The 18910-nt window shown below is 64.6% G+C and carries 15 protein-coding genes; all 15 read left to right on the top strand.

Annotation, left to right across the window (positions count from 1 at the left end; all coding sequences use genetic code 11):
* Positions 1–205: 205 nt before the first annotated feature.
* Positions 206–4654, top strand: a complete 4449-nt coding sequence (gene gltB / locus HX881_RS06260) for a glutamate synthase large subunit (RefSeq protein WP_177083491.1) — start codon at positions 206–208, stop codon at positions 4652–4654.
* A gap of 31 nt (positions 4655–4685) precedes the next feature.
* Positions 4686–6104 (top strand): FAD-dependent oxidoreductase, encoded by a 1419-nt coding sequence (locus tag HX881_RS06255; protein ID WP_017126906.1) that lies wholly within the window; start codon positions 4686–4688, stop codon positions 6102–6104.
* 238 nt (positions 6105–6342) lie between these two features.
* Positions 6343–7410: a uroporphyrinogen decarboxylase gene (gene hemE, locus HX881_RS06250; RefSeq protein WP_177083489.1), complete on the top strand. Its 1068-nt coding sequence runs from the start codon at positions 6343–6345 to the stop codon at positions 7408–7410.
* 457 nt (positions 7411–7867) lie between these two features.
* Positions 7868–9316, top strand: coding sequence for a lytic polysaccharide monooxygenase (locus HX881_RS06245; RefSeq protein ID WP_246356468.1), 1449 nt, complete (start codon positions 7868–7870; stop codon positions 9314–9316).
* A gap of 257 nt (positions 9317–9573) precedes the next feature.
* On the top strand, positions 9574–10083 hold the full coding sequence (locus HX881_RS06240) for a type II secretion system protein N (RefSeq protein ID WP_177083823.1): 510 nt from the start codon (positions 9574–9576) through the stop codon (positions 10081–10083).
* The gene (gene gspD, locus HX881_RS06235) at positions 10084–11994 is read left to right on the top strand and encodes a type II secretion system secretin GspD (protein WP_177083487.1); all 1911 of its coding nucleotides are present in this window, start codon (positions 10084–10086) and stop codon (positions 11992–11994) included. It begins immediately after the preceding gene.
* On the top strand, positions 11991–13454 hold the full coding sequence (gspE, locus tag HX881_RS06230; protein WP_177083485.1) for a type II secretion system ATPase GspE: 1464 nt from the start codon (positions 11991–11993) through the stop codon (positions 13452–13454). Before gspD ends, gspE begins: the two co-directional genes overlap by 4 nt.
* Positions 13455–13456: 2 nt before the next feature.
* Positions 13457–14668 carry a type II secretion system inner membrane protein GspF gene (gene gspF / locus HX881_RS06225; protein ID WP_177083483.1) on the top strand — a complete coding sequence of 404 codons (1212 nt, stop codon included), beginning with the start codon at positions 13457–13459 and terminating at the stop codon, positions 14666–14668.
* A gap of 3 nt (positions 14669–14671) precedes the next feature.
* Positions 14672–15112 (top strand): type II secretion system major pseudopilin GspG, encoded by a 441-nt coding sequence (gspG, locus tag HX881_RS06220; RefSeq protein ID WP_177083481.1) that lies wholly within the window; start codon positions 14672–14674, stop codon positions 15110–15112.
* A gap of 3 nt (positions 15113–15115) precedes the next feature.
* Positions 15116–15586 carry a type II secretion system minor pseudopilin GspH gene (gspH, locus tag HX881_RS06215; RefSeq protein WP_177083479.1) on the top strand — a complete coding sequence of 157 codons (471 nt, stop codon included), beginning with the start codon at positions 15116–15118 and terminating at the stop codon, positions 15584–15586.
* Entirely contained in the window at positions 15576–15956 is a 381-nt protein-coding gene (gene gspI, locus HX881_RS06210; RefSeq protein ID WP_177083477.1) for a type II secretion system minor pseudopilin GspI, read from the top strand. Before gspH ends, gspI begins: the two co-directional genes overlap by 11 nt.
* Positions 15949–16494, top strand: a complete 546-nt coding sequence (gene gspJ, locus HX881_RS06205) for a type II secretion system minor pseudopilin GspJ (RefSeq protein WP_177083475.1) — start codon at positions 15949–15951, stop codon at positions 16492–16494. Before gspI ends, gspJ begins: the two co-directional genes overlap by 8 nt.
* A complete protein-coding gene (locus HX881_RS06200) occupies positions 16491–17351 on the top strand; it encodes a type II secretion system protein GspK (protein WP_343054705.1) in 861 nt (286 codons plus the stop codon). The genes gspJ and HX881_RS06200 overlap by 4 nt, the downstream gene beginning before the upstream one ends.
* Complete coding sequence (gspL, locus tag HX881_RS06195) at positions 17348–18442, top strand: type II secretion system protein GspL (RefSeq protein WP_177083473.1); 1095 nt, start codon at positions 17348–17350, stop codon at positions 18440–18442. Before HX881_RS06200 ends, gspL begins: the two co-directional genes overlap by 4 nt.
* Positions 18439–18909, top strand: a complete 471-nt coding sequence (gspM, locus tag HX881_RS06190) for a type II secretion system protein GspM (RefSeq protein WP_177083472.1) — start codon at positions 18439–18441, stop codon at positions 18907–18909. Before gspL ends, gspM begins: the two co-directional genes overlap by 4 nt.
* Position 18910: the final 1 nt, after the last annotated feature.

Here is an 18910-nt window from a genome sequence, read left to right as displayed (position 1 = left end):
TAGCACGAGATATCGCTTTAAACCTTTCATAAATGCGACATAGATTTGCGACATTTCGTCGCTAAATTTGTGAGCGTCTGTGTCGGTGTGTACAATGACCTCCCTTTTGCCCCTGCAAAGCCGGCGTACGTTCGGCGTGGATGGTAAGTGGTTGAATTGAAAAGAAATTTGCCTCGGTAAGAGGCAGCCTGGTGAGAAAGTGTCTATGAAAGCAGGTCTGTACCAACCAGATGAATTCAAGGATAACTGCGGTTTCGGCCTGATTGCTCACATGCAAGGCGAGCCCAGTCATCACCTGTTGCAGACGGCCATTGAGGCCCTGACCTGCATGACCCACCGCGGTGGGATCAACGCCGACGGCAAGACCGGTGACGGTTGCGGCCTTCTGATTCAGAAGCCGGACCAGTTCCTGCGCTCCGTCGCCAAATCGACATTCGGTAGCGATCTGCCCAAGCAGTATGCGGTGGGCATGGTGTTCTTCAACCAGGACCCGGTCAAAGCCGAAGCCGCCCGCGAACACATGAATCGCGAAATCCTCGCCGCCGGCCTGCAACTGGTGGGCTGGCGCAAGGTGCCGATCGATACCAGCGTCCTCGGCCGCCTGGCCCTGGAGCGCCTGCCGCAGATCGAGCAGGTATTCATCGGCGGCGAAGGCCTGAGTGACCAGGCGTTCGCCATCAAGCTGTTCAGTGCCCGTCGTCGTTCGTCGGTGGCCAACGCCGCCGATACCGACCACTACATCTGCAGCTTTTCGCACAAGACCATCATCTATAAAGGCCTGATGATGCCGGCGGACCTGACCGCCTTCTATCCGGACCTCAACGATCCGACGCTCAAGACCGCCATCTGCGTGTTCCACCAGCGTTTCTCCACCAACACCCTGCCGAAATGGCCGTTGGCGCAACCGTTCCGCTTTCTGGCGCACAACGGCGAGATCAACACCATCACCGGCAACCGCAACTGGGCCCAGGCCCGTCGCACCAAGTTCGCCAACGACCTGATCCCCGATCTCGACGAACTGGGCCCGCTGGTCAACCGTGTCGGTTCCGACTCCTCGAGCATGGACAACATGCTTGAGCTGATGGTGACCGGCGGTATCGATCTGTTCCGTGGCGTGCGCATGCTGATTCCGCCGGCGTGGCAGAACGTCGAGACCATGGACGCTGACCTGCGCGCGTTCTATGAATTCAACTCGATGCACATGGAGCCGTGGGACGGTCCGGCTGGCGTGGTGATGACCGAAGGTCGCCACGCGGTCTGCCTGCTCGACCGTAACGGCCTGCGCCCGGCGCGCTGGGTGACCACCAGGAACGGCTATATCACCCTGGCGTCGGAAATCGGCGTATGGAACTACCAGCCGGAAGATGTCATCGCCAAGGGCCGTGTAGGTCCCGGGCAGATCTTTGCCGTGGACACCGAGACCGGCCAGATCCTCGACACCGATTCCATCGACAACCGCCTGAAGTCGCGTCATCCGTACAAGCAGTGGCTGCGCAAGAACGCCCTGCGTATCCAGGCGACCATGGAAGACAACGACCATGGTTCGGCGTTCTACAACGTCGAGCAACTCAAGCAGTATATGAAGATGTACCAGGTCACGTTCGAAGAGCGCGACCAGGTGCTGCGGCCGTTGGGCGAGCAGGGCTACGAGGCGGTCGGCTCCATGGGCGACGACACGCCGATGGCGGTGCTGTCCCAGCGCGTGCGCACGCCGTACGACTACTTCCGCCAGCAGTTCGCCCAGGTGACCAACCCGCCGATCGACCCGCTGCGTGAAGCCATCGTCATGTCGCTGGAGATCTGCCTCGGTGCCGAGCGCAACATCTTCGAAGAGTCGCCGGAACACGCCTCGCGGGTGATCCTCAGCTCGCCGGTGATTTCCCCGGCCAAGTGGCGCTCGTTGATGAACCTCGAGCGTCCGGGCTTCGAGCGCCAGATCATCGACCTGAACTACGACGAGAGCGTCGGCCTGGAAGCGGCCGTGCGCAACATCGCCGACCAGGCCGAGGAAGCCGTGCGCTCCGGGCGGACCCAGATCGTCCTCAGCGACCGTCATATCGCGCCGGGCAAGCTGCCGGTGCACGCGTCCCTGGCGACCGGTGCCGTGCACCACCGCCTGACCGAAAAGGGCCTGCGTTGCGACAGCAACATCCTGGTGGAAACCGCCACCGCCCGCGACCCGCATCACTTCGCGGTGCTGATCGGCTTCGGTGCGTCGGCGGTCTATCCGTTCCTCGCCTATGAAGTGTTGGGCGACCTGATCCGTACCGGCGAAGTGCTGGGCGATCTGTATGAAGTCTTCAAGAACTACCGCAAGGGCATCACCAAGGGCCTGCTGAAGATCCTCTCGAAAATGGGGATCTCCACCATTGCCTCGTACCGCGGTGCGCAATTGTTCGAGGCCATCGGCCTGTCCGAGGAAGTGGTCGGCCTGAGCTTCCGTGGCGTGCCGAGCCGGATCAAGGGTGCCCGTTTCGTCGACCTCGAAGCCGAGCAGAAGCTGCTGGCGACCGAAGCCTGGAGTGCGCGCAAGCCGATCCAGCAAGGTGGCCTGCTGAAGTTCGTCTACGGCGGCGAATACCACGCCTACAACCCGGATGTGGTCAGCACCCTGCAAGCCGCCGTGCAGCAGGGCGACTACGCCAAGTTCAAGGAATACACCGCGCTGGTGGACAACCGTCCGGTGTCGATGATCCGTGACCTGTTCAAGGTGAAGACCCTGGACACGCCGCTCGCGATCGACGACATCGAGCCGCTGGAGTCGATCCTCAAGCGTTTCGACTCGGCCGGTATCTCCCTCGGTGCGTTGTCGCCGGAGGCCCATGAAGCCCTGGCCGAAGCCATGAACCGCCTGGGCGCACGCTCCAACTCCGGTGAGGGCGGCGAAGACCCGGCGCGCTACGGCACGATCAAGAGCTCGAAGATCAAGCAGGTCGCGACCGGCCGTTTCGGCGTGACCCCCGAGTACCTGGTCAACGCCGAAGTGCTGCAGATCAAGGTGGCCCAGGGCGCCAAGCCCGGTGAAGGCGGCCAGTTGCCTGGCGGCAAGGTCAACGGCCTGATCGCCAAGCTGCGCTACGCGGTTCCGGGCGTGACCCTGATCTCGCCACCGCCGCACCACGACATCTACTCCATCGAGGACTTGTCGCAGCTGATCTTCGACCTCAAGCAGGTCAACCCGCAGGCACTGGTCTCGGTCAAGCTGGTGGCGGAAGCCGGCGTCGGCACCATCGCGGCTGGCGTGGCCAAGGCCTATGCCGACCTGATCACCATCTCCGGCTACGACGGCGGCACCGGCGCATCGCCGCTGACCTCGATCAAGTACGCTGGTGCGCCGTGGGAACTGGGCCTCGCCGAAACCCACCAGACCCTGCGCGGCAACGACCTGCGCGGCAAGGTCCGGGTACAGACCGACGGTGGCCTGAAAACCGGCCTCGACGTGATCAAGGCGGCCATCCTCGGCGCCGAGAGCTTCGGCTTCGGCACCGCGCCGATGATCGCCCTGGGCTGCAAGTACCTGCGTATCTGCCACCTGAACAACTGCGCCACCGGCGTGGCGACCCAGAACGAGAAACTGCGCAAGGATCACTACATCGGCACCGTCGACATGGTGGTGAACTTCTTCACCTACGTCGCCGAGGAAACCCGTGAGTGGCTGGCCAGGCTCGGCGTGCGCAGCCTCGAAGAACTGATCGGGCGTACCGACCTGCTGGAAATCCTCCAGGGCGAAACCGCCAAGCAGAACCATCTGGACCTGACCCCGCTGCTCGGCAGCGATCACATTCCGGTGGACAAGCCGCAGTTCTGCCAGGTTGACCGCAACCCGCCGTTCGACAAGGGCCTGCTGGCCGAGAAGATGGTCGAGATGGCCCGGCCTGCGATCAACGACCTGAGCGGTGCCGATTTCTCCCTGGATATCTGCAACTGCGACCGTTCCATCGGTGCGCGGATCTCCGGCGAAATCGCCCGTGTCCACGGCAACCAGGGCATGGCCAAGGCGCCGATCACCTTCCGCTTCAAGGGCACGGCCGGCCAGAGCTTCGGCGTGTGGAACGCCGGCGGCCTGAACCTGTACCTCGAAGGCGATGCCAACGACTACGTGGGCAAGGGCATGACCGGCGGCAAGCTGGTGATCGTTCCGCCCAAGGGCAGTGCCTACAAGACCCAGGACAGCGCCATTATCGGCAACACCTGCCTGTACGGCGCAACCGGTGGCAAGCTGTTCGCCGCCGGTACCGCGGGCGAGCGTTTCGCGGTGCGCAACTCCGGCGCCCACACGGTCGTGGAAGGCACCGGCGATCACTGCTGCGAGTACATGACCGGTGGTTTTGTCTGCGTACTGGGCAAGACCGGCTACAACTTCGGTTCGGGCATGACCGGCGGTTTCGCCTACGTGCTGGACCAGGACAATACCTTTGTCGACAAGGTGAACCACGAGTTGGTGGAGATCCAGCGGATCAGCGGCGAAGCGATGGAAGCCTATCGCAGCCACCTGCAACGCGTGCTGGACGAGTATGTCGAGGAGACCGACAGCGAATGGGGTCGTAACCTCGCCGAGAACCTGGACGACTATCTGCGGCGCTTCTGGCTGGTCAAGCCGAAGGCGGCCACCCTGAAGTCGTTGCTTTCCAGCACCCGTGCCAACCCGCAGTGATGCGCCTGAAGAGTTTGATGAGGTTTTTGTAATGGCTGAACGTCTGAGTAACGACTTCCAGTTCATCGATGTCGGGCGCAAGGATCCGAAGAAGAAACTGTTGCGTCAGCGCAAGAAAGAGTTCGTGGAAATCTACGAACCCTTCAAACCCCAGCAGTCGGCCGACCAGGCCCACCGCTGCCTGGGTTGCGGTAACCCGTATTGCGAATGGAAGTGCCCGGTGCACAACTTCATTCCCAACTGGCTGAAGCTGGTGGCCGAGGGCAATATCCTCGCCGCCGCCGAGCTGTCCCACCAGACCAACACCCTGCCGGAAGTCTGCGGCCGGGTGTGTCCGCAGGACCGCCTGTGCGAGGGTGCCTGCACCCTCAACGACGGCTTCGGCGCGGTCACCATCGGTTCGGTGGAGAAGTACATCACCGATACCGCCTTTGCCATGGGCTGGCGTCCGGACATGTCCAAGGTCAAGCCGACCGGCAAGCGCGTTGCGATCATCGGTGCCGGGCCTGCGGGCCTGGGTTGTGCCGACGTGCTGGTGCGCGGCGGGGTGACCCCGGTGGTGTTCGACAAGAACCCGGAAATCGGTGGCCTGCTGACCTTCGGTATCCCCGAGTTCAAGCTGGAAAAGACCGTGCTGAGCAATCGTCGCGAAGTCTTCAGCGGCATGGGCATCGAGTTCCGCCTCAATACCGAGGTGGGCAAGGACGTGACCATGGAAGAGCTGCTCGCCGAATACGATGCGGTGTTCATGGGCATGGGCACCTACACCTACATGAAGGGCGGCTTTGCCGGCGAGGACCTGCCGGGCGTGTACGACGCCCTGGACTTCCTCATCGCCAACGTCAACCGCAACCTGGGCTTTGAAAAGTCGCCGGAAGATTTCGTCGACATGAAGGGCAAGAAGGTCGTGGTGCTCGGTGGTGGCGACACGGCGATGGACTGCAACCGCACCTCGATTCGCCAGGGCGCCAAGTCGGTGACCTGTGCCTATCGTCGTGACGAGGCGAACATGCCCGGCTCGCGCAAAGAGGTGAAGAACGCCAAGGAAGAAGGCGTGAAGTTCCTCTATAACCGCCAGCCGATCGCGATTGTCGGTGAAGACAAGGTCGAGGGCGTGAAGGTGGTCGAGACCCGTCTCGGCGAGCCGGATGCCCGCGGTCGCCGCAGCCCTGAGCCGATCCCGGGTTCCGAAGAGATCATCCCGGCGGATGCCGTAGTCATCGCTTTCGGTTTCCGCCCGAGCCCGGCACCGTGGTTCGAGCAGTTCAGCATCCAGACCGACAGCCAGGGCCGCGTGGTGGCTCCGGAGCAGGGTCAGTTCAAGCACCAGACCAGCAATCCGAAAATCTTTGCCGGTGGCGATATGGTGCGTGGTTCGGACCTGGTGGTGACGGCGATCTTCGAGGGGCGCAATGCCGCCGAGGGGATCCTCGATTACCTGGGCGTTTGACCCGCATTCCAATATTGGACTGCTGTGCCTGTGGGAGCTGGCTTGCCAGCGATGAACGATAACGCGGTGTCCCTGATACACCGTGTCGCCTGAATCGCCAGCAAGCCGGCTCCTACGCAGGCCGTGTCGCTCTCGATACCCGCGACAAATTGACCCGATAGACAAAAGGCACGGCTCTTGCCGTGCCTTTTGCGTCGCGCTCTGAGAAAATGCCCGCACTTTTTTTCCGGATGCCGACATGACTGCCCTGAAGAACGACCGTTTCCTGCGCGCCCTGCTCAAGCAACCCGTAGACGTTACTCCCGTGTGGATGATGCGTCAGGCCGGCCGCTACCTGCCTGAATACCGCGCCAGTCGCGCCAAGGCCGGCGACTTCATGAGCCTGTGCATGAACCCGTCGTTCGCCTGCGAAGTCACCCTGCAGCCCCTGGACCGCTACCCGGGCCTGGACGCCGCCATTCTGTTCTCCGACATCCTGACCATCCCCGATGCCATGGGCCAGGGCCTGTATTTCGAGACCGGCGAAGGCCCGCGCTTCAAGAAAGTCGTCAGCACCCTGGCGGATATCGAAGCCCTGCCGATCCCCGATCCACAGAAGGACCTGGGTTATGTCATGGACGCGGTCAGCACCATTCGCCGTGAACTCAACGGCCGGGTGCCGCTGATCGGCTTCTCGGGCAGCCCCTGGACCCTGGCGACCTACATGGTCGAAGGCGGCTCGTCGAAAGACTTCCGCAAGACCAAGGCCATGCTCTACGACAACCCGCAGGCCCTGCACCTGCTGCTGGACAAGCTGGCCCAGTCGGTGACCTCGTACCTCAACGGGCAGATCCTGGCCGGCGCCCAGGCCGTGCAGATCTTCGACACCTGGGGCGGCAACCTGTCGGCGGCGGCCTATCAGGAGTTCTCCCTGGCCTACATGCGCAAGATCGTCAGCGGGCTGATCCGCGAGCATGAAGGGCGCAAGGTGCCGGTGATCCTGTTCACCAAGAACGGCGGCCTGTGGCTGGAAAGCATTGCCGAGGCGGGCGCCGATGCCCTGGGCCTGGACTGGACCTGTGACCTGGGCGACGCCCGTCGCCGGGTGGGCGGCAAGGTCGCGCTGCAAGGCAACATGGACCCTACCGTGCTTTATGCCAAACCCGAGGCGATCCGTGCCGAAGTGGCGCGGATCCTCGGCAGCTACGGCGAGGGTTCGGGCCACGTGTTCAACCTGGGCCATGGCATCACCCCGGAAGTCGATCCGGAACATGCCGGCGCCTTTATCAACGCCGTGCACGAGTTTTCCGCGCAGTACCATCGCTGATTCCTCGGCCCAAGCCCCGCCCCGGCGGGGCTTGCGGCCTGTCTCGCTTTATCCCGCCTTGTCTCTTCTTTCTCCTGGAATACGGGTTTTCCAGGGGTTGATGCCTGATTGCTGACCGATCCTTCCTCATAGTCGGAGTTATCCGACAGCTAAAAAACTAAATATTCGTACAATACAAAGCCTGATTCTTATTCGGAAAGTTACAGCGGCGCATCTCTCGATAACTTTGCTGTAGGACTATTTGTTTTCGCTTGTACGAACAATGAGAAGTTTTTCTCCGGACTTCTGGTGTTCGAACGTCTTGTATCTTTCAGGTTCGCATAGTTTCGAATAGATGAGGTTGGTCATCATGAACATGATGTTCGTGATAATTAAGAGTGGCATCGATAAGGAAGCGGCGTGCTTCGCACAGGGAGAGTGCGTGGCCTCGTCAAATATGACTCTGGAGTTGGATTGCATGATAAAAAGACGTTCAAGTTCGGTATCGGGAGGGGCTTCTTCCCTGGCCATGCTGGTGGCGCTGATCGCTTCGCAACAGGTGGCGGCCCATGGTTACCTGAGTGATCCACCTTCACGGGCCTATGCCTGTCAGCAAGGCCTCAACAAGGATTGTGGAGGCGCGCAGTACGAGCCGCAAAGCGTCGGCGAGACATTCAAGGGATTCCCGGCGGGGGCGGGCGGCAACCCGTTGCAAGGTCCCGTCGATGGCCGGATCGCCAGTGGCGGCGCGGCCAATTTCTCCGCGCTGGACGCCCAGAGCGCGACGCGTTGGCACCTGACCGAAATCAAGGACCGCGAGATCCAGTTCGCCTGGCAGTACACGGCGGCGCACCCGGCGACCCGGCACGAGTATTTCATTACCCGCTCCGGCTGGAACCCCAACCTGCCACTGAGCCGTGCCTCGTTTGACGGCACGCCCTTCTGCACGGTCGAGGGCGGCAACGCGCTACCGGTTTCCGGCGCCCGGCATGCCTGTGTCATTCCGCCGGACAAGAGCGGCCAGCACGTCATCCTGGGCGTATGGACGGTCGGCGATACCGATGCGGCCTTCTACAACGTGGCCGATGTGAACATCCTGGCCGAGGCGGTCGCGCCGGACGGCTGGAACACCGTCGGCCACATCACCCCGGCGCCGGCGGCCTTGCTGGTGGGGGACGCGGTCAAGGCCCGGGCCTTTGGCGCCGATGGCGAGATCAACGAGCGGCGTGTCGGGATCAGCATCGATACCGCCGAGGAAGGCCGACCGGAGAACTGGTCGTTCAAGCTTGCCGAGCAGATCAACCGCACCCAGGAACTGGTCCGCGCCGGCGTGCGTGACGAGGACGGCAACATCCATCCGATCAAGGGTGCGAACAAGGTCTTTGCCAAGGCCGAAAGTGGCGTCAGGCGCTACGAGTTGCAGATGGAGTTGAAGGAAGATGCCGACGCCGACCTGCGCATCTCGGCGATCAGCAACGACTACGCGCTGGACAAGGGGCGGGTGAGTCTGCCGGTGCCGATCCTTGGCAACCGTGCGATGAATGTCGAGGTCACGGTCTTCGACGCCGGCAACAAGCCCGTGGGTTCCGTCACGCAGCAGGTGGAGGCCGGTTCGACCTGGCTGAACGTGGATGTGCGCAGCGCGCCGGGCACTCACCAGCTCAAGCTGGTCGGCACGACCGTCGATGGACGGACCACGCGCCAGGACCTGGTGTCCATCGAGCTGGGCGGCGAAGGCAGCGATCAGGAATACGACGCGGTCTATCCGCAGGGTATTGCCGACTACAAGCCCGGTACCACGGTATTGCAGGGTGACAAGGTCTACGAGTGCAAGCCTTTTCCCGCCGGAGATTGGTGCAAGATCAGTAGTCACCACTATGTACCCGGACATGGTTCCAACTGGCAGGATGCCTGGATAGCCAGATAACCCGAGTATCAGGAGTCTGAGGCAACGTCTGGATAAGTTGCTTCAGATTCGTGTGGTCGTTTTTTGAATGTGTTATTGATTTTTTGTTGTTCTGTTTTTTGTTCGTGATGTTTTAAGTAACTTTTTAGTAGCTTTCAAGTGACTGTTTTTGAATGAGTGGTTTATATAAATAATGAGTGTTTATTTTTGGTCAGGGTGCTGGTACTTGTGAATACAAAGAATTCGATTCTCTGGCGCATGGTCTGGTGAATATCCAGATGGGGCGGTACGCCACGATTCTGCTGCGTGTCCTGTTGTGCCTGGCGCCGCTGGTGTATGGCGGCTGGCTGGGCTGGCGCGAGTGGGTCTTTCGCCAGGACCTGCCGGCGGCTCCGGTCTTCAACTTCATTTCGACGGCCCCGGCGCCCCGGCCCGAGCCCCTCGACCCGGTAGCAGTGGCTACGGTGCTTGGCCTGTCGCCCACCGATGCGCTGGTCCGTAGCGCCGAGGCGCTGCAACTGCGCGCCAGTTTCGTCGCCAGTTCAGGGGCGTCACGGGCGTTGCTGGGCGGGGCGCAGGGCCAGCGAATCTATCAGGTCGGCGATCGCCTGCCCGGCGGTAGTGTCCTGCGCCGGGTCGAGGTCGGGCGCGTGGTGCTCTGGCGCAACGGACGCGAGGAGTCGCTGGCCCTGGAGCAGCCTGCGAGGCTGCTGCTGGCGGCCGGCGGAAGTACCGCTGCCGGGTCTTCCCTTTACCTGCGGCCAACCGCCCAGCATCAGAGTGAGTGAATGAAGCCGTCCGCCGCAACCGCTGCGTGGTGCCTGATGGTCCCCGGCCTGCTCTTGTCGATGCTGCTCCTGGTCACCGCGGCGGGCGCCGAGGAGCCACAATGGCAACTGGCGATGAATGATGCCGAGCTGCGCGACGTGGTCCGGGAAATGTCCTCGATACTCGGCACCACGGTGGTCCTCGACCCACGGGTGCAGGGGCGTGTCACCGTACTCTCGGAGCAGGCCCTGGACCGTGAGGGTGTGCGGCGGCTGTTCTATTCGGTACTGGATGCCCACAACTTCACGGTCATCGATGAAGGCGATCGTATCCTGGTCACGCCGGTGGCGGATGCGCGCACCCGTGCCAGTGGTATCGACAACGCTGCGGCCGGGACCGGGCAGTTCGTCACCGAAGTGGTGGCCTTGAACAACAGCGTGGCCACGGATATCGCCGCACTGGTGCGCCCGCTGGTGTCGGTCAATGGCTATGTCGGCCCCTCGGCCTCGGCCAATGCGCTGGTGATCACCGATGGTGCGGCCAATGTCCGGCGGGTCGCGAAGATCGTCCGGCAACTGGACGCGGGCCACAAGAATACCCACGGCGTCGTGCAACTGAAGCACGGTCTGGCGGCTGACCTGGCCCGCGTGATGGAGCAATCCCTGGGCAAGCAGGGTGCCGAGTCGGGCAGCCAGGTGATTGCCGATACCCGCAACAATCGCCTGCTGCTGATCGGCCCCGAAGTCGTGCGCAGGCGCCTGGGCGAAATGGCCCGTTCACTCGACACACCGGCGCCGGTGCTCGCGGACAACGCCCGGGTGATCCGCCTGCGACACAGCGATGCCAGGCAGTTGGCCGAAGTGCTGGATGCCATGGGGCAGGGGCTCGGTCAGGATGCCGGTGGTGGCACCAGCCGGGACACGTCGTCGGGCAAGGCCGTGGTCAAGGCCGACGAGAGCCAGAACGCGCTGGTGCTGATTGCCGAACCGGCCCAGGTGCGTACCCTGGAGAGCATCGTGCGTCAGCTGGACCAGCCGCGCTCGCAAGTGCTGATCCACGCGGCGATTGTCGAGATTTCCGGGGATATCAATGAGGCCCTGGGGGTGCAGTGGGGCGGCAGATCCGGCAGTGTCCGGGGCAGCATCGCCTTTCCCGGTACGGACATCACCCTGCCGGCTTTCGCCGCCGGCACCCTGCCGCGCGAAGGCGGTGCCGTGTTACGCATCGGCAGTGATCGTTTCGGCATGCTGGTGTCCGCCCTGGCCAGCAATACCCGCAACAATGTGCTGTCCACCCCCAGCCTGCTGACCCTGGACAACCAGGAAGCGGAGATCCTGGTGGGCCAGAACGTGCCCTTCAAGAGCGGCTCCTACCAGCCCTCCGACGACGGCAACGGCAAGCCCTACAACACGGTCACGCGCCATGATATCGGGATCAAGCTGAAGATCCGCCCACATATCAACGAAGGCTCGACCCTGCGGCTGCAGGTCGAGCAGGAAAACTCCGAGCTGACCAAGAGCACGGAGATCACCGATGACCTGATCACCAACAAGCGTACCCTGAAGAGCACCATCCTTGCCGACGATGGCGAAATCATCGTGATCGGCGGCCTGATCAAGGACAGCATCCGCACCCAGGAAAGCGGCGTGCCGCTGTTGCGCGATATCCCGTACCTGGGCGCGCTGTTTCGCTGGAACAGTGAAAAGCACGAAAAAACCAACCTCATGGTATTCCTCCGGCCGAGCATCGTGCGCGGCAAGGAAGACCTGGTCGAGGTCAGTGCCCAGCGCTACGACCGATTGCGCGAACTCAGCCGGCCTTCGGTCCGCCAGGGCAATTCGCTGCTGCTGCCCAGCGACCCGCAGCAACTGTTCGAGGGACGCGACGAGGCGGCGATCGATCTGCGCCGCAATCAGGCGGACGCACCATGAGGCAACGGTTGCCGTTCGGCTTTGCCCGGCGTTCTGGCGTACTGCTGGAGCCGCAGGGCGAGACAGCGCTCCTGTCGATACGCGAGGACACGCCGCTGACCGCCTTGTCCGAGGCACGGCGAATGCTCGGCCGGGACTGGCCTGTGCAGGTGCTCGACGGACCGACGTTCGCCGCTCGCCTGGCCGCCGCCTACAGCGATGGCCAGAGCGCCGCCGAGCAGGTCGCCCAGGGCCTGGACGACGAACTGGACCTGATCAGCCTGGCCGACCAACTGCCGCAGACCGCCGACCTGCTGGAGCAGGAAGGCGATGCGCCGATCATCCGCCTGATCAATGCCCTGCTCAGCGAGGCCGTGCGCGAGAAGGCCTCGGACGTGCATCTGGAGACCTTCGAGCACAGCGTCTCGGTCCGCCTGCGGATCGACGGCCAGTTGCGCGAAGTGCTCAGGCCCCGGCGGGAACTGGCCACCCTGCTGGTGTCGCGGATCAAGGTCATGGCGCGGCTGGATATCGCCGAGAAACGCGTGCCCCAGGATGGCCGCATGGCCTTGCGGCTGGCCGGGCATGAGGTCGACGTGCGGGTTTCCACCCTGCCTTCGGCCCATGGCGAGCGAGTGGTTTTGCGCCTGCTCGACAAGCAGGCCGGACGTCTCGAGCTTGAAAGCCTGGGCATGCCGGCGCAAACCCTGGAACGGTTCCGGCGAATCCTCGGCAAGCCCCACGGGATCTTCCTGGTCACCGGGCCGACCGGCTCCGGCAAGACCACCAGCCTCTACGCGGCGCTGAGTCATCTCAACGACCAGACGCGCAACATCCTCACGGTCGAAGACCCCATCGAGTACCACCTGCCGGGCATCGGCCAGACCCCGGTCAATCCCAAGGTCGAGATGACCTTTGCCCGCGGCTTGCGGGCGATCCTGCGCCAGGATCCGGACGTGGTGATGGTCGGCGAGATACGCGACCGGGAAACCGCCGCCATTGCCGTGCAGGCGTCCCTGACCGGGCACCTGGTGCTCTCGACCCTGCACACCAACAGCGCGGCGGGTGCGGTGACACGCTTGCTGGACATGGGCGTCGACGCGTACCTGCTGGCGTCATCGCTGGTCGGCGTCCTGGCCCAACGCCTGGTGCGCACCCTGTGTCCCGCGTGCAAGCTGCCCGAGGTCGCGGACCTCGCGGCCCGCCAGCGTCTCGGCCTGGAGCCACGGGCCACGGCGACGCTGTTCCGCGCCGTGGGCTGCGAGCATTGCCAGCAGGGTTATCGCGGGCGCACCGCGATCCATGAACTGATCGGCATCACCCCGGACCTGGCCGGTTTGATCCACCACGGTGCCGGCGAACCGGAACTGGCACGCCAGGCCCGGTGTGTCGCGCCGAGCCTGTTCCAGGACGGCCAACGGCTGGTCCTGGAAGGTCGCACCAGCCTCGATGAACTGCTGCGCGTCACGCAGGAAGACTGAGGATGCCGACCTTCGATTATCACGCCCAGGACCTTCACGGCCGCCGTTGCCGTGGTCAACAGCAGGCCGAGAGCGCCCGGCATGCGCGGCAGTTGTTACGCGAGCGTGGCCTGTTGCCGACCGAACTGAAAGCGACCCGGAGCCCGTCCGTCGCGTTCGCCGGCCATGGCGCCGATACGCGCCTGAGCGCTGCCGAGCTGGCGCTGCTGACCCTGCAATTGTCGACCCTGATCCAGGCCGGGTTGCCGCTGGAAGAAGCCCTGCTGGCCGTGGCGGCGCAGAGCGGGAAGCGCCGGGCCGGCAACCTGTTGACGGCGGTTCGCGGCCGGGTCATGGAGGGCTATGCGCTGTCCTCGGCGCTGGCCGGTTTCCCCAGGGCCTTCCCCGAGCTGTTGCGCGCCACCCTGGCGGCCGGCGAGCGCTCGGGGCACCTGGGGCAGGTACTGGAGCAACTGGCGCACTACACCGAAGCCCGCCAGCAATCACGGCAGAAGATCCAGCTGGCGCTGGTCTACCCGCTGATCCTGCTGCTGGCATCGATGGGCATCGTCGGCTTTCTACTGGGCTATGTGGTGCCGGATGTGGTGCGGATCTTTATCGACGGCGGCCGCGAGTTGCCGTTGCTCACCCGTGGCCTGATCGGCCTCAGCGACGGCCTGCGTGCCCACGCGGTGCCGATCCTGGTCGGGGCGCTCGGCCTGGGCCTGCTCCTGCGGTTGGCCTTGAGCCGCCAGCGGGTGCGCCTGCGCTGGCATGCCTGGCTGTTGCGCGCGCCGCTGGCCGGCGGGGTGTTGCGCGCGGTGGAAGCGGCGCGCTTTGCCAGCACCCTGGCGATTCTCTGCAAGAGCGCCGTGCCCCTGGTGGATGCCCTGGAAATCTCCGCCACGGTGATCGGCAACCTGGCGATTCGCGCGCGCATGCTCGAGGTCGCCCGCTCGGTGCGCGAGGGCGGCACCCTGACCCGGGGGCTGGAGCAGAGCGGCGATATCCCGCCGCTGATGCTGCACATGATCGCCAGCGGCGAGCGCGCGGGCGAACTGGACAGCATGCTGGCGCGGGCCGCCGAGCAACAGGAGAAAACCCTCGCGGCCCGCATTGCGCTGGTCGTGAGTCTGTTCGAGCCGGCAATGCTGGTGGTGATGGGCGGCGTCGTGCTGCTGATCGTCATGGCGATCCTGCTGCCGATTCTCAGCCTCAACCAAATGGTGAATTGACCCATGAAAATTTCTCGAACCTCTGTGCAACGCGGCTTCACCCTGATTGAAATCATGGTCGTGGTGGTGATCATCGGCGTGCTGGGCGCGCTGGTGGTGCCACAGTTCATGGGCCGCACGGACCAGGCCAGGGTCACGGCCGCCCGCACCGATATCCAGGCCATCGGCACCGCGTTGGAGATGTACCGTCTCGACAACTTCAACTATCCCTCGACGCAGCAGGGGCTGGAGGCCCTGGTGCGCAAACCGCTGGGTACGCCGGAACCAGGGAACTGGAATCCCCACGGCTACCTGAAGCACCTGCCGGTCGATCCCTGGGGCACGCCCTACCAGTACCTGAGCCCGGGCACCCGCGCCAAGGGCTACGACCTCTACTCCTTCGGCGCCGACGGTGTGTCCGGCGGCGAGGAACTGGCCGCCGATATCGGCAACTGGGGCAGTTGACCGATGCACGGGCGTTCGCGTGGCTTCACCCTGCTGGAGTTGCTGGTGGTCGTGGTGATCATGGGCGTGGTGGTCGGCCTGATCGGCTTCTCCATGAAGCCCAGCCCGGCCCGCCAGGCCCGTGATGAAGCCGGCGCACTGGTGCAACTGTTGCAGCAGCTGCGCGAGCAGGCCGTGCTCGATGGCCAGGAGTTCGGCCTGCGGATCAATGCCAGTGGCTATCAGGTGGTGGTCTTCGAGCGTCCCGACTGGCGTGCGGCGGGGGCACCTTATCGGCTGCCCGATGGGCTGTACTTCCGCCTGGAACTCGAAGGGCGACCGCTGAAGCTCGGTGATCGCCTGAACCAGCCGCAATTGCTGGTACTCAGCAGCGATGAAATGAGTGCCTTCACCCTGCACTACGAAACCGCGCAACGGCGCTGGCTGAGTGTCTCGGGGGACGGCCTTGGCGATCCGGCCATCGATGAAAGCTGAACGCGGTTTTACCTTGCTGGAAGTCATGCTCGCCCTGGCGATCTTCGGCCTGCTCGCCGCCGCGGTGCTGTCGGCCAGCCAGTATGTGCTGCGCCAGGCCGGCACGCTGCAGGAACGTCTTTTCGCCAGTTGGCTGGCGGATAACCAATTGGCCGAGCTGCGCCTGCAATCCTCGTTGGCGCCGGGGCGGCAGGAGCTGGTCCGGCACTTCGACCGACGTGAGTGGCGCTTGAGCCAGCGCCTGACGCCGGCGTTCGACAAGCGCCTGATCAAGGTCGAACTGGACGTCCGCCTCGGCGACCGCCCGCAGGTGTTGCATCGCGGCACGGGCTGGCTGCCGGTCGCGGATGGGGTGTCGCGTGATGAGTAGGCAGGCTGGCTTTACCCTGCTGGAGCTGGTCATCGCCCTGGCGATCTTCAGCCTGCTGAGCCTCGGCTGCTGGCGCCTGTATGACGGGCTGGTGCGGGTCCAGGGCCAGGTGTCCCTGCATGAACAGGCATTGCGCAAGCTGCAACGGGCGATCGGTGTGCTGGAGCGGGATGTCCTGCAGGTCGTGGTGTCCGGGGACACTGCGTCGTTGGTGTTGCGCGAGGGTGTGCTGAGCCTGCAACGGGCTAACTGGCGCAACCCGCTGGACCAGCCGCGCAGCGAGCGCCAGGAGATCAGCTACCGCCTCGAAGACGGCCGGTTGTGGCGAGACAGTCGCAGCCCCGAGCTGGCGACGGTCCAGCGCCAGGCTCTGTTGGCGGATGTACGGCGGTTGCAGTGGCGATTCTACGACGCCAAGGCCGGCTGGCGCGCTGACTGGCCGAGCCCGACCAGTCGGCCCCGGGCCCTTGAGGTGACCTTGTCCGCCGGGCGCTTCGAACAGATCCGTCGGGTCATCCCGTTGCCGGAGGGCCCGTGAGGCCGGGACCGCAGCGCGGGGTGGCGCTGATCACCGTACTGTTGATCATGGCCCTGGCGCTGCTGCTGACCGCCAGCCTGCTGCGCAGCCACCGCCTGACCTTGCACAGCAGCGCCCAGCATATCCATCAGGTACAGCTGCGACAGTGGGCACTTGCCCTGGAGGACTGGGCCGGGCAGTTGCTGCAGAATGCCGAAATGACGGCATCGGAGAACGTCAACCTGGCCCAGGAGTGGACGCGGCGGCCGGTGGATTTCGCGCTTGCCGATGCCGACGTGCAGCTGGAGATCGAGGATCTGGCCGGGCGTTTCAACCTGACCCCGTTGCTCCGGCCCGGCAAGGCCGATGAGCTGATCCTCGCCCGCTGGTCGCGGCTGCTGGCGTTGCTGGAGATTGCGCCCATCGACCTCGCGCCGCTGCGGGGCACCGGGATCAGCGATCCGAGCCAGTTGCGGCTGCTTCCCGGCGTGGATGGGGCGAGCCTGCAGCGCCTGCTGCCGCGAGTGGCCCTGTTGCCGGGCGATGCCACCCTGAACGTCAACACCGCCGGCCCGCTGCTGCTGGCGACCCTGGAAGGCCTGTCCGCCACCGAGGCACAGGCTTTGGTCCAGCAACGTCCGGCCGGGGGTTACCCCGATGCGGGCGCCTTCGCCCTGGCCTCCGGTCTGCAGGGCCGGGGCATTGCCAGCCACGGCCTGGGTGTCGGCAGCCGCTGGTTCCGGGTCACCGTCGACGTGAGCGCCGGGAGCAGTCGCCTGCGGCTGGTCAGCGACCTTGAGCGTGATGCGAAAACCCGGCGTGTGCGTGTTGTACAACGCCGTTTCCCGGCCCCGACCCACAGTGAACCGCCGTCATGAACCACTGGCTTTACCTTTACCCCGCCGGGCTCGATGTGCCGGGCGCCGACTGGCCGGTTGCCTGCTGGCAGGACGCCGGCGAACCGCGCGACATCAGCCTGGCCGAAGCCGCCCGTGCATGGGCGGGGCAGTCCGTACGGGTGATCCTGCCGATGGAGGCATGCAGCTGGCTGCGCAGCGAATCGTGGCCCGGACGCCGGCAGCCGACCGTCCAGGCGCTGGCCTTTGCCATCGAGGAGCAGTTGGCGGATGACCTGGAAAACCTGCATATCGCCGTGGGCACGGCTGATCAGGCGCGTCGCTACCCCTTGCTGGTGATCGACAAGGCGCGTCTGCGCGGCATTATCGATGTGCTGCGGGAGTCGGGCCTGCAACTCGCCAGTGTCCAGGTCGATGCCGACTTGCTGCCTGCCGATCGGGCATACGGGGTCTGGTGGGCTGGCCGCTGGTTGCTGGGCGGGGCACTGGAGGCGCGCCTGGCGTTGTCGGAGCCGGCCTTGCAATGCCTGCGTCCGCGACTGCCGGCCGAGCTCTGCTGGCTTGATCGGCAGCCAAACTCGGCGGTCGGCGCGTTGCTGGGTTCGGGGCAGGGCACGGACTTGCTCCAGGGGGCATTCCGCCGCACCGCCGGACATCGGCCCTGGCCGCTGCTGGTGGCTTCGGCGCTGGCGCTGTTCGCCCTGTTCTGGGGGTTTACCCAGGCCCGCAGCCGGCATCTCGAAGACAGCGCCGCGCAGTTGTATGAACAGAGTGTCCGGCATTTCCAGGCGCTCTATCCGGAGCAGACCCGCATTGTCGACCTGTCGGCCCAGCTCAAGGCCCTGGGCGCCGCCGATGCCCAGCCGCCACGGCAGATGGTGCGTCTGGTGCAACTGGTCGAACAGGTGATCGGCGGTAGCAGTGTCGAGGTGCAGCGCATCGAGTATCGGGTTGGTACGGGCTGGACGGTGGTGCTGGCGGCGAACAGCTTCATCGAGTTGGAGCAACTGCGTGAACGGGGGCGGCAAAGCGCGCTGCCGATCCAGCTGGGCAATGCGAGCAAGGACCGCAAGCGCGTGCAGGCGGTGCTGACCCTGGGGGAGAACGGATGATCAGGCGTGTGCCTATCGCTGTCGCGCCGGCGCTGGTCGAGCGCTGGCAACGCCTGGCCCGGCGAGAGCGCCAACTGTTGGCCGGGCTGGGTGTCTTCCTGCTGGCGGCGACACTGTTCAGCGGCCTCTGGCAACCGGCACAACAGCGCCTGAAGCAGGCCCGGCACCTGTATCAGCAGCGCTGGGCCCTGGCTGCCGAAGTGCAGCGTGCCCGGCCGGCAACCGTGCGGGCGACCTCGACGCAACCGCTGTCGACCCGTCTCGGCGAGAGCGCGTTGGCCGCCGGGCTTGAGTTGCAGCAACTGGACCAGGACGGACAGTCGCTGCGGCTGACGATCTCGGGAGAGGCCCTGGCCCTGCTCGGCTGGCTGGACCAGATCGAACAGGGCGGAGCCTTGTTGCAGACCCTCAGCCTGGAAAAACGCGACAAGCTGCTGGAGGCGAGGGTGGTGTGGACGAGCCCCTGAC

The organism is Pseudomonas gingeri, from assembly GCF_013386115.1.
GTDB classification, from domain to species: Bacteria; Pseudomonadota; Gammaproteobacteria; order Pseudomonadales; family Pseudomonadaceae; genus Aquipseudomonas; species Aquipseudomonas gingeri.
The sequence above is the reverse complement of the archived record's forward strand: the minus strand, read 5'-3'. Positions and strand labels throughout refer to the sequence as shown.

Coding starts and splice junctions, on each gene's coding strand:
- gltB (WP_177083491.1), top strand. CDS start 206: ATGAAAGCAGGTCTGTACCAACCAGATGAATTCAAGGATAACTGCGGT.
- HX881_RS06255 (WP_017126906.1), top strand. CDS start 4,686: ATGGCTGAACGTCTGAGTAACGACTTCCAGTTCATCGATGTCGGGCGC.
- hemE (WP_177083489.1), top strand. CDS start 6,343: ATGACTGCCCTGAAGAACGACCGTTTCCTGCGCGCCCTGCTCAAGCAA.
- HX881_RS06245 (WP_246356468.1), top strand. CDS start 7,868: ATGATAAAAAGACGTTCAAGTTCGGTATCGGGAGGGGCTTCTTCCCTG.
- HX881_RS06240 (WP_177083823.1), top strand. CDS start 9,574: ATGGGGCGGTACGCCACGATTCTGCTGCGTGTCCTGTTGTGCCTGGCG.
- gspD (WP_177083487.1), top strand. CDS start 10,084: ATGAAGCCGTCCGCCGCAACCGCTGCGTGGTGCCTGATGGTCCCCGGC.
- gspE (WP_177083485.1), top strand. CDS start 11,991: ATGAGGCAACGGTTGCCGTTCGGCTTTGCCCGGCGTTCTGGCGTACTG.
- gspF (WP_177083483.1), top strand. CDS start 13,457: ATGCCGACCTTCGATTATCACGCCCAGGACCTTCACGGCCGCCGTTGC.
- gspG (WP_177083481.1), top strand. CDS start 14,672: ATGAAAATTTCTCGAACCTCTGTGCAACGCGGCTTCACCCTGATTGAA.
- gspH (WP_177083479.1), top strand. CDS start 15,116: ATGCACGGGCGTTCGCGTGGCTTCACCCTGCTGGAGTTGCTGGTGGTC.
- gspI (WP_177083477.1), top strand. CDS start 15,576: ATGAAAGCTGAACGCGGTTTTACCTTGCTGGAAGTCATGCTCGCCCTG.
- gspJ (WP_177083475.1), top strand. CDS start 15,949: ATGAGTAGGCAGGCTGGCTTTACCCTGCTGGAGCTGGTCATCGCCCTG.
- gspL (WP_177083473.1), top strand. CDS start 17,348: ATGAACCACTGGCTTTACCTTTACCCCGCCGGGCTCGATGTGCCGGGC.
- gspM (WP_177083472.1), top strand. CDS start 18,439: ATGATCAGGCGTGTGCCTATCGCTGTCGCGCCGGCGCTGGTCGAGCGC.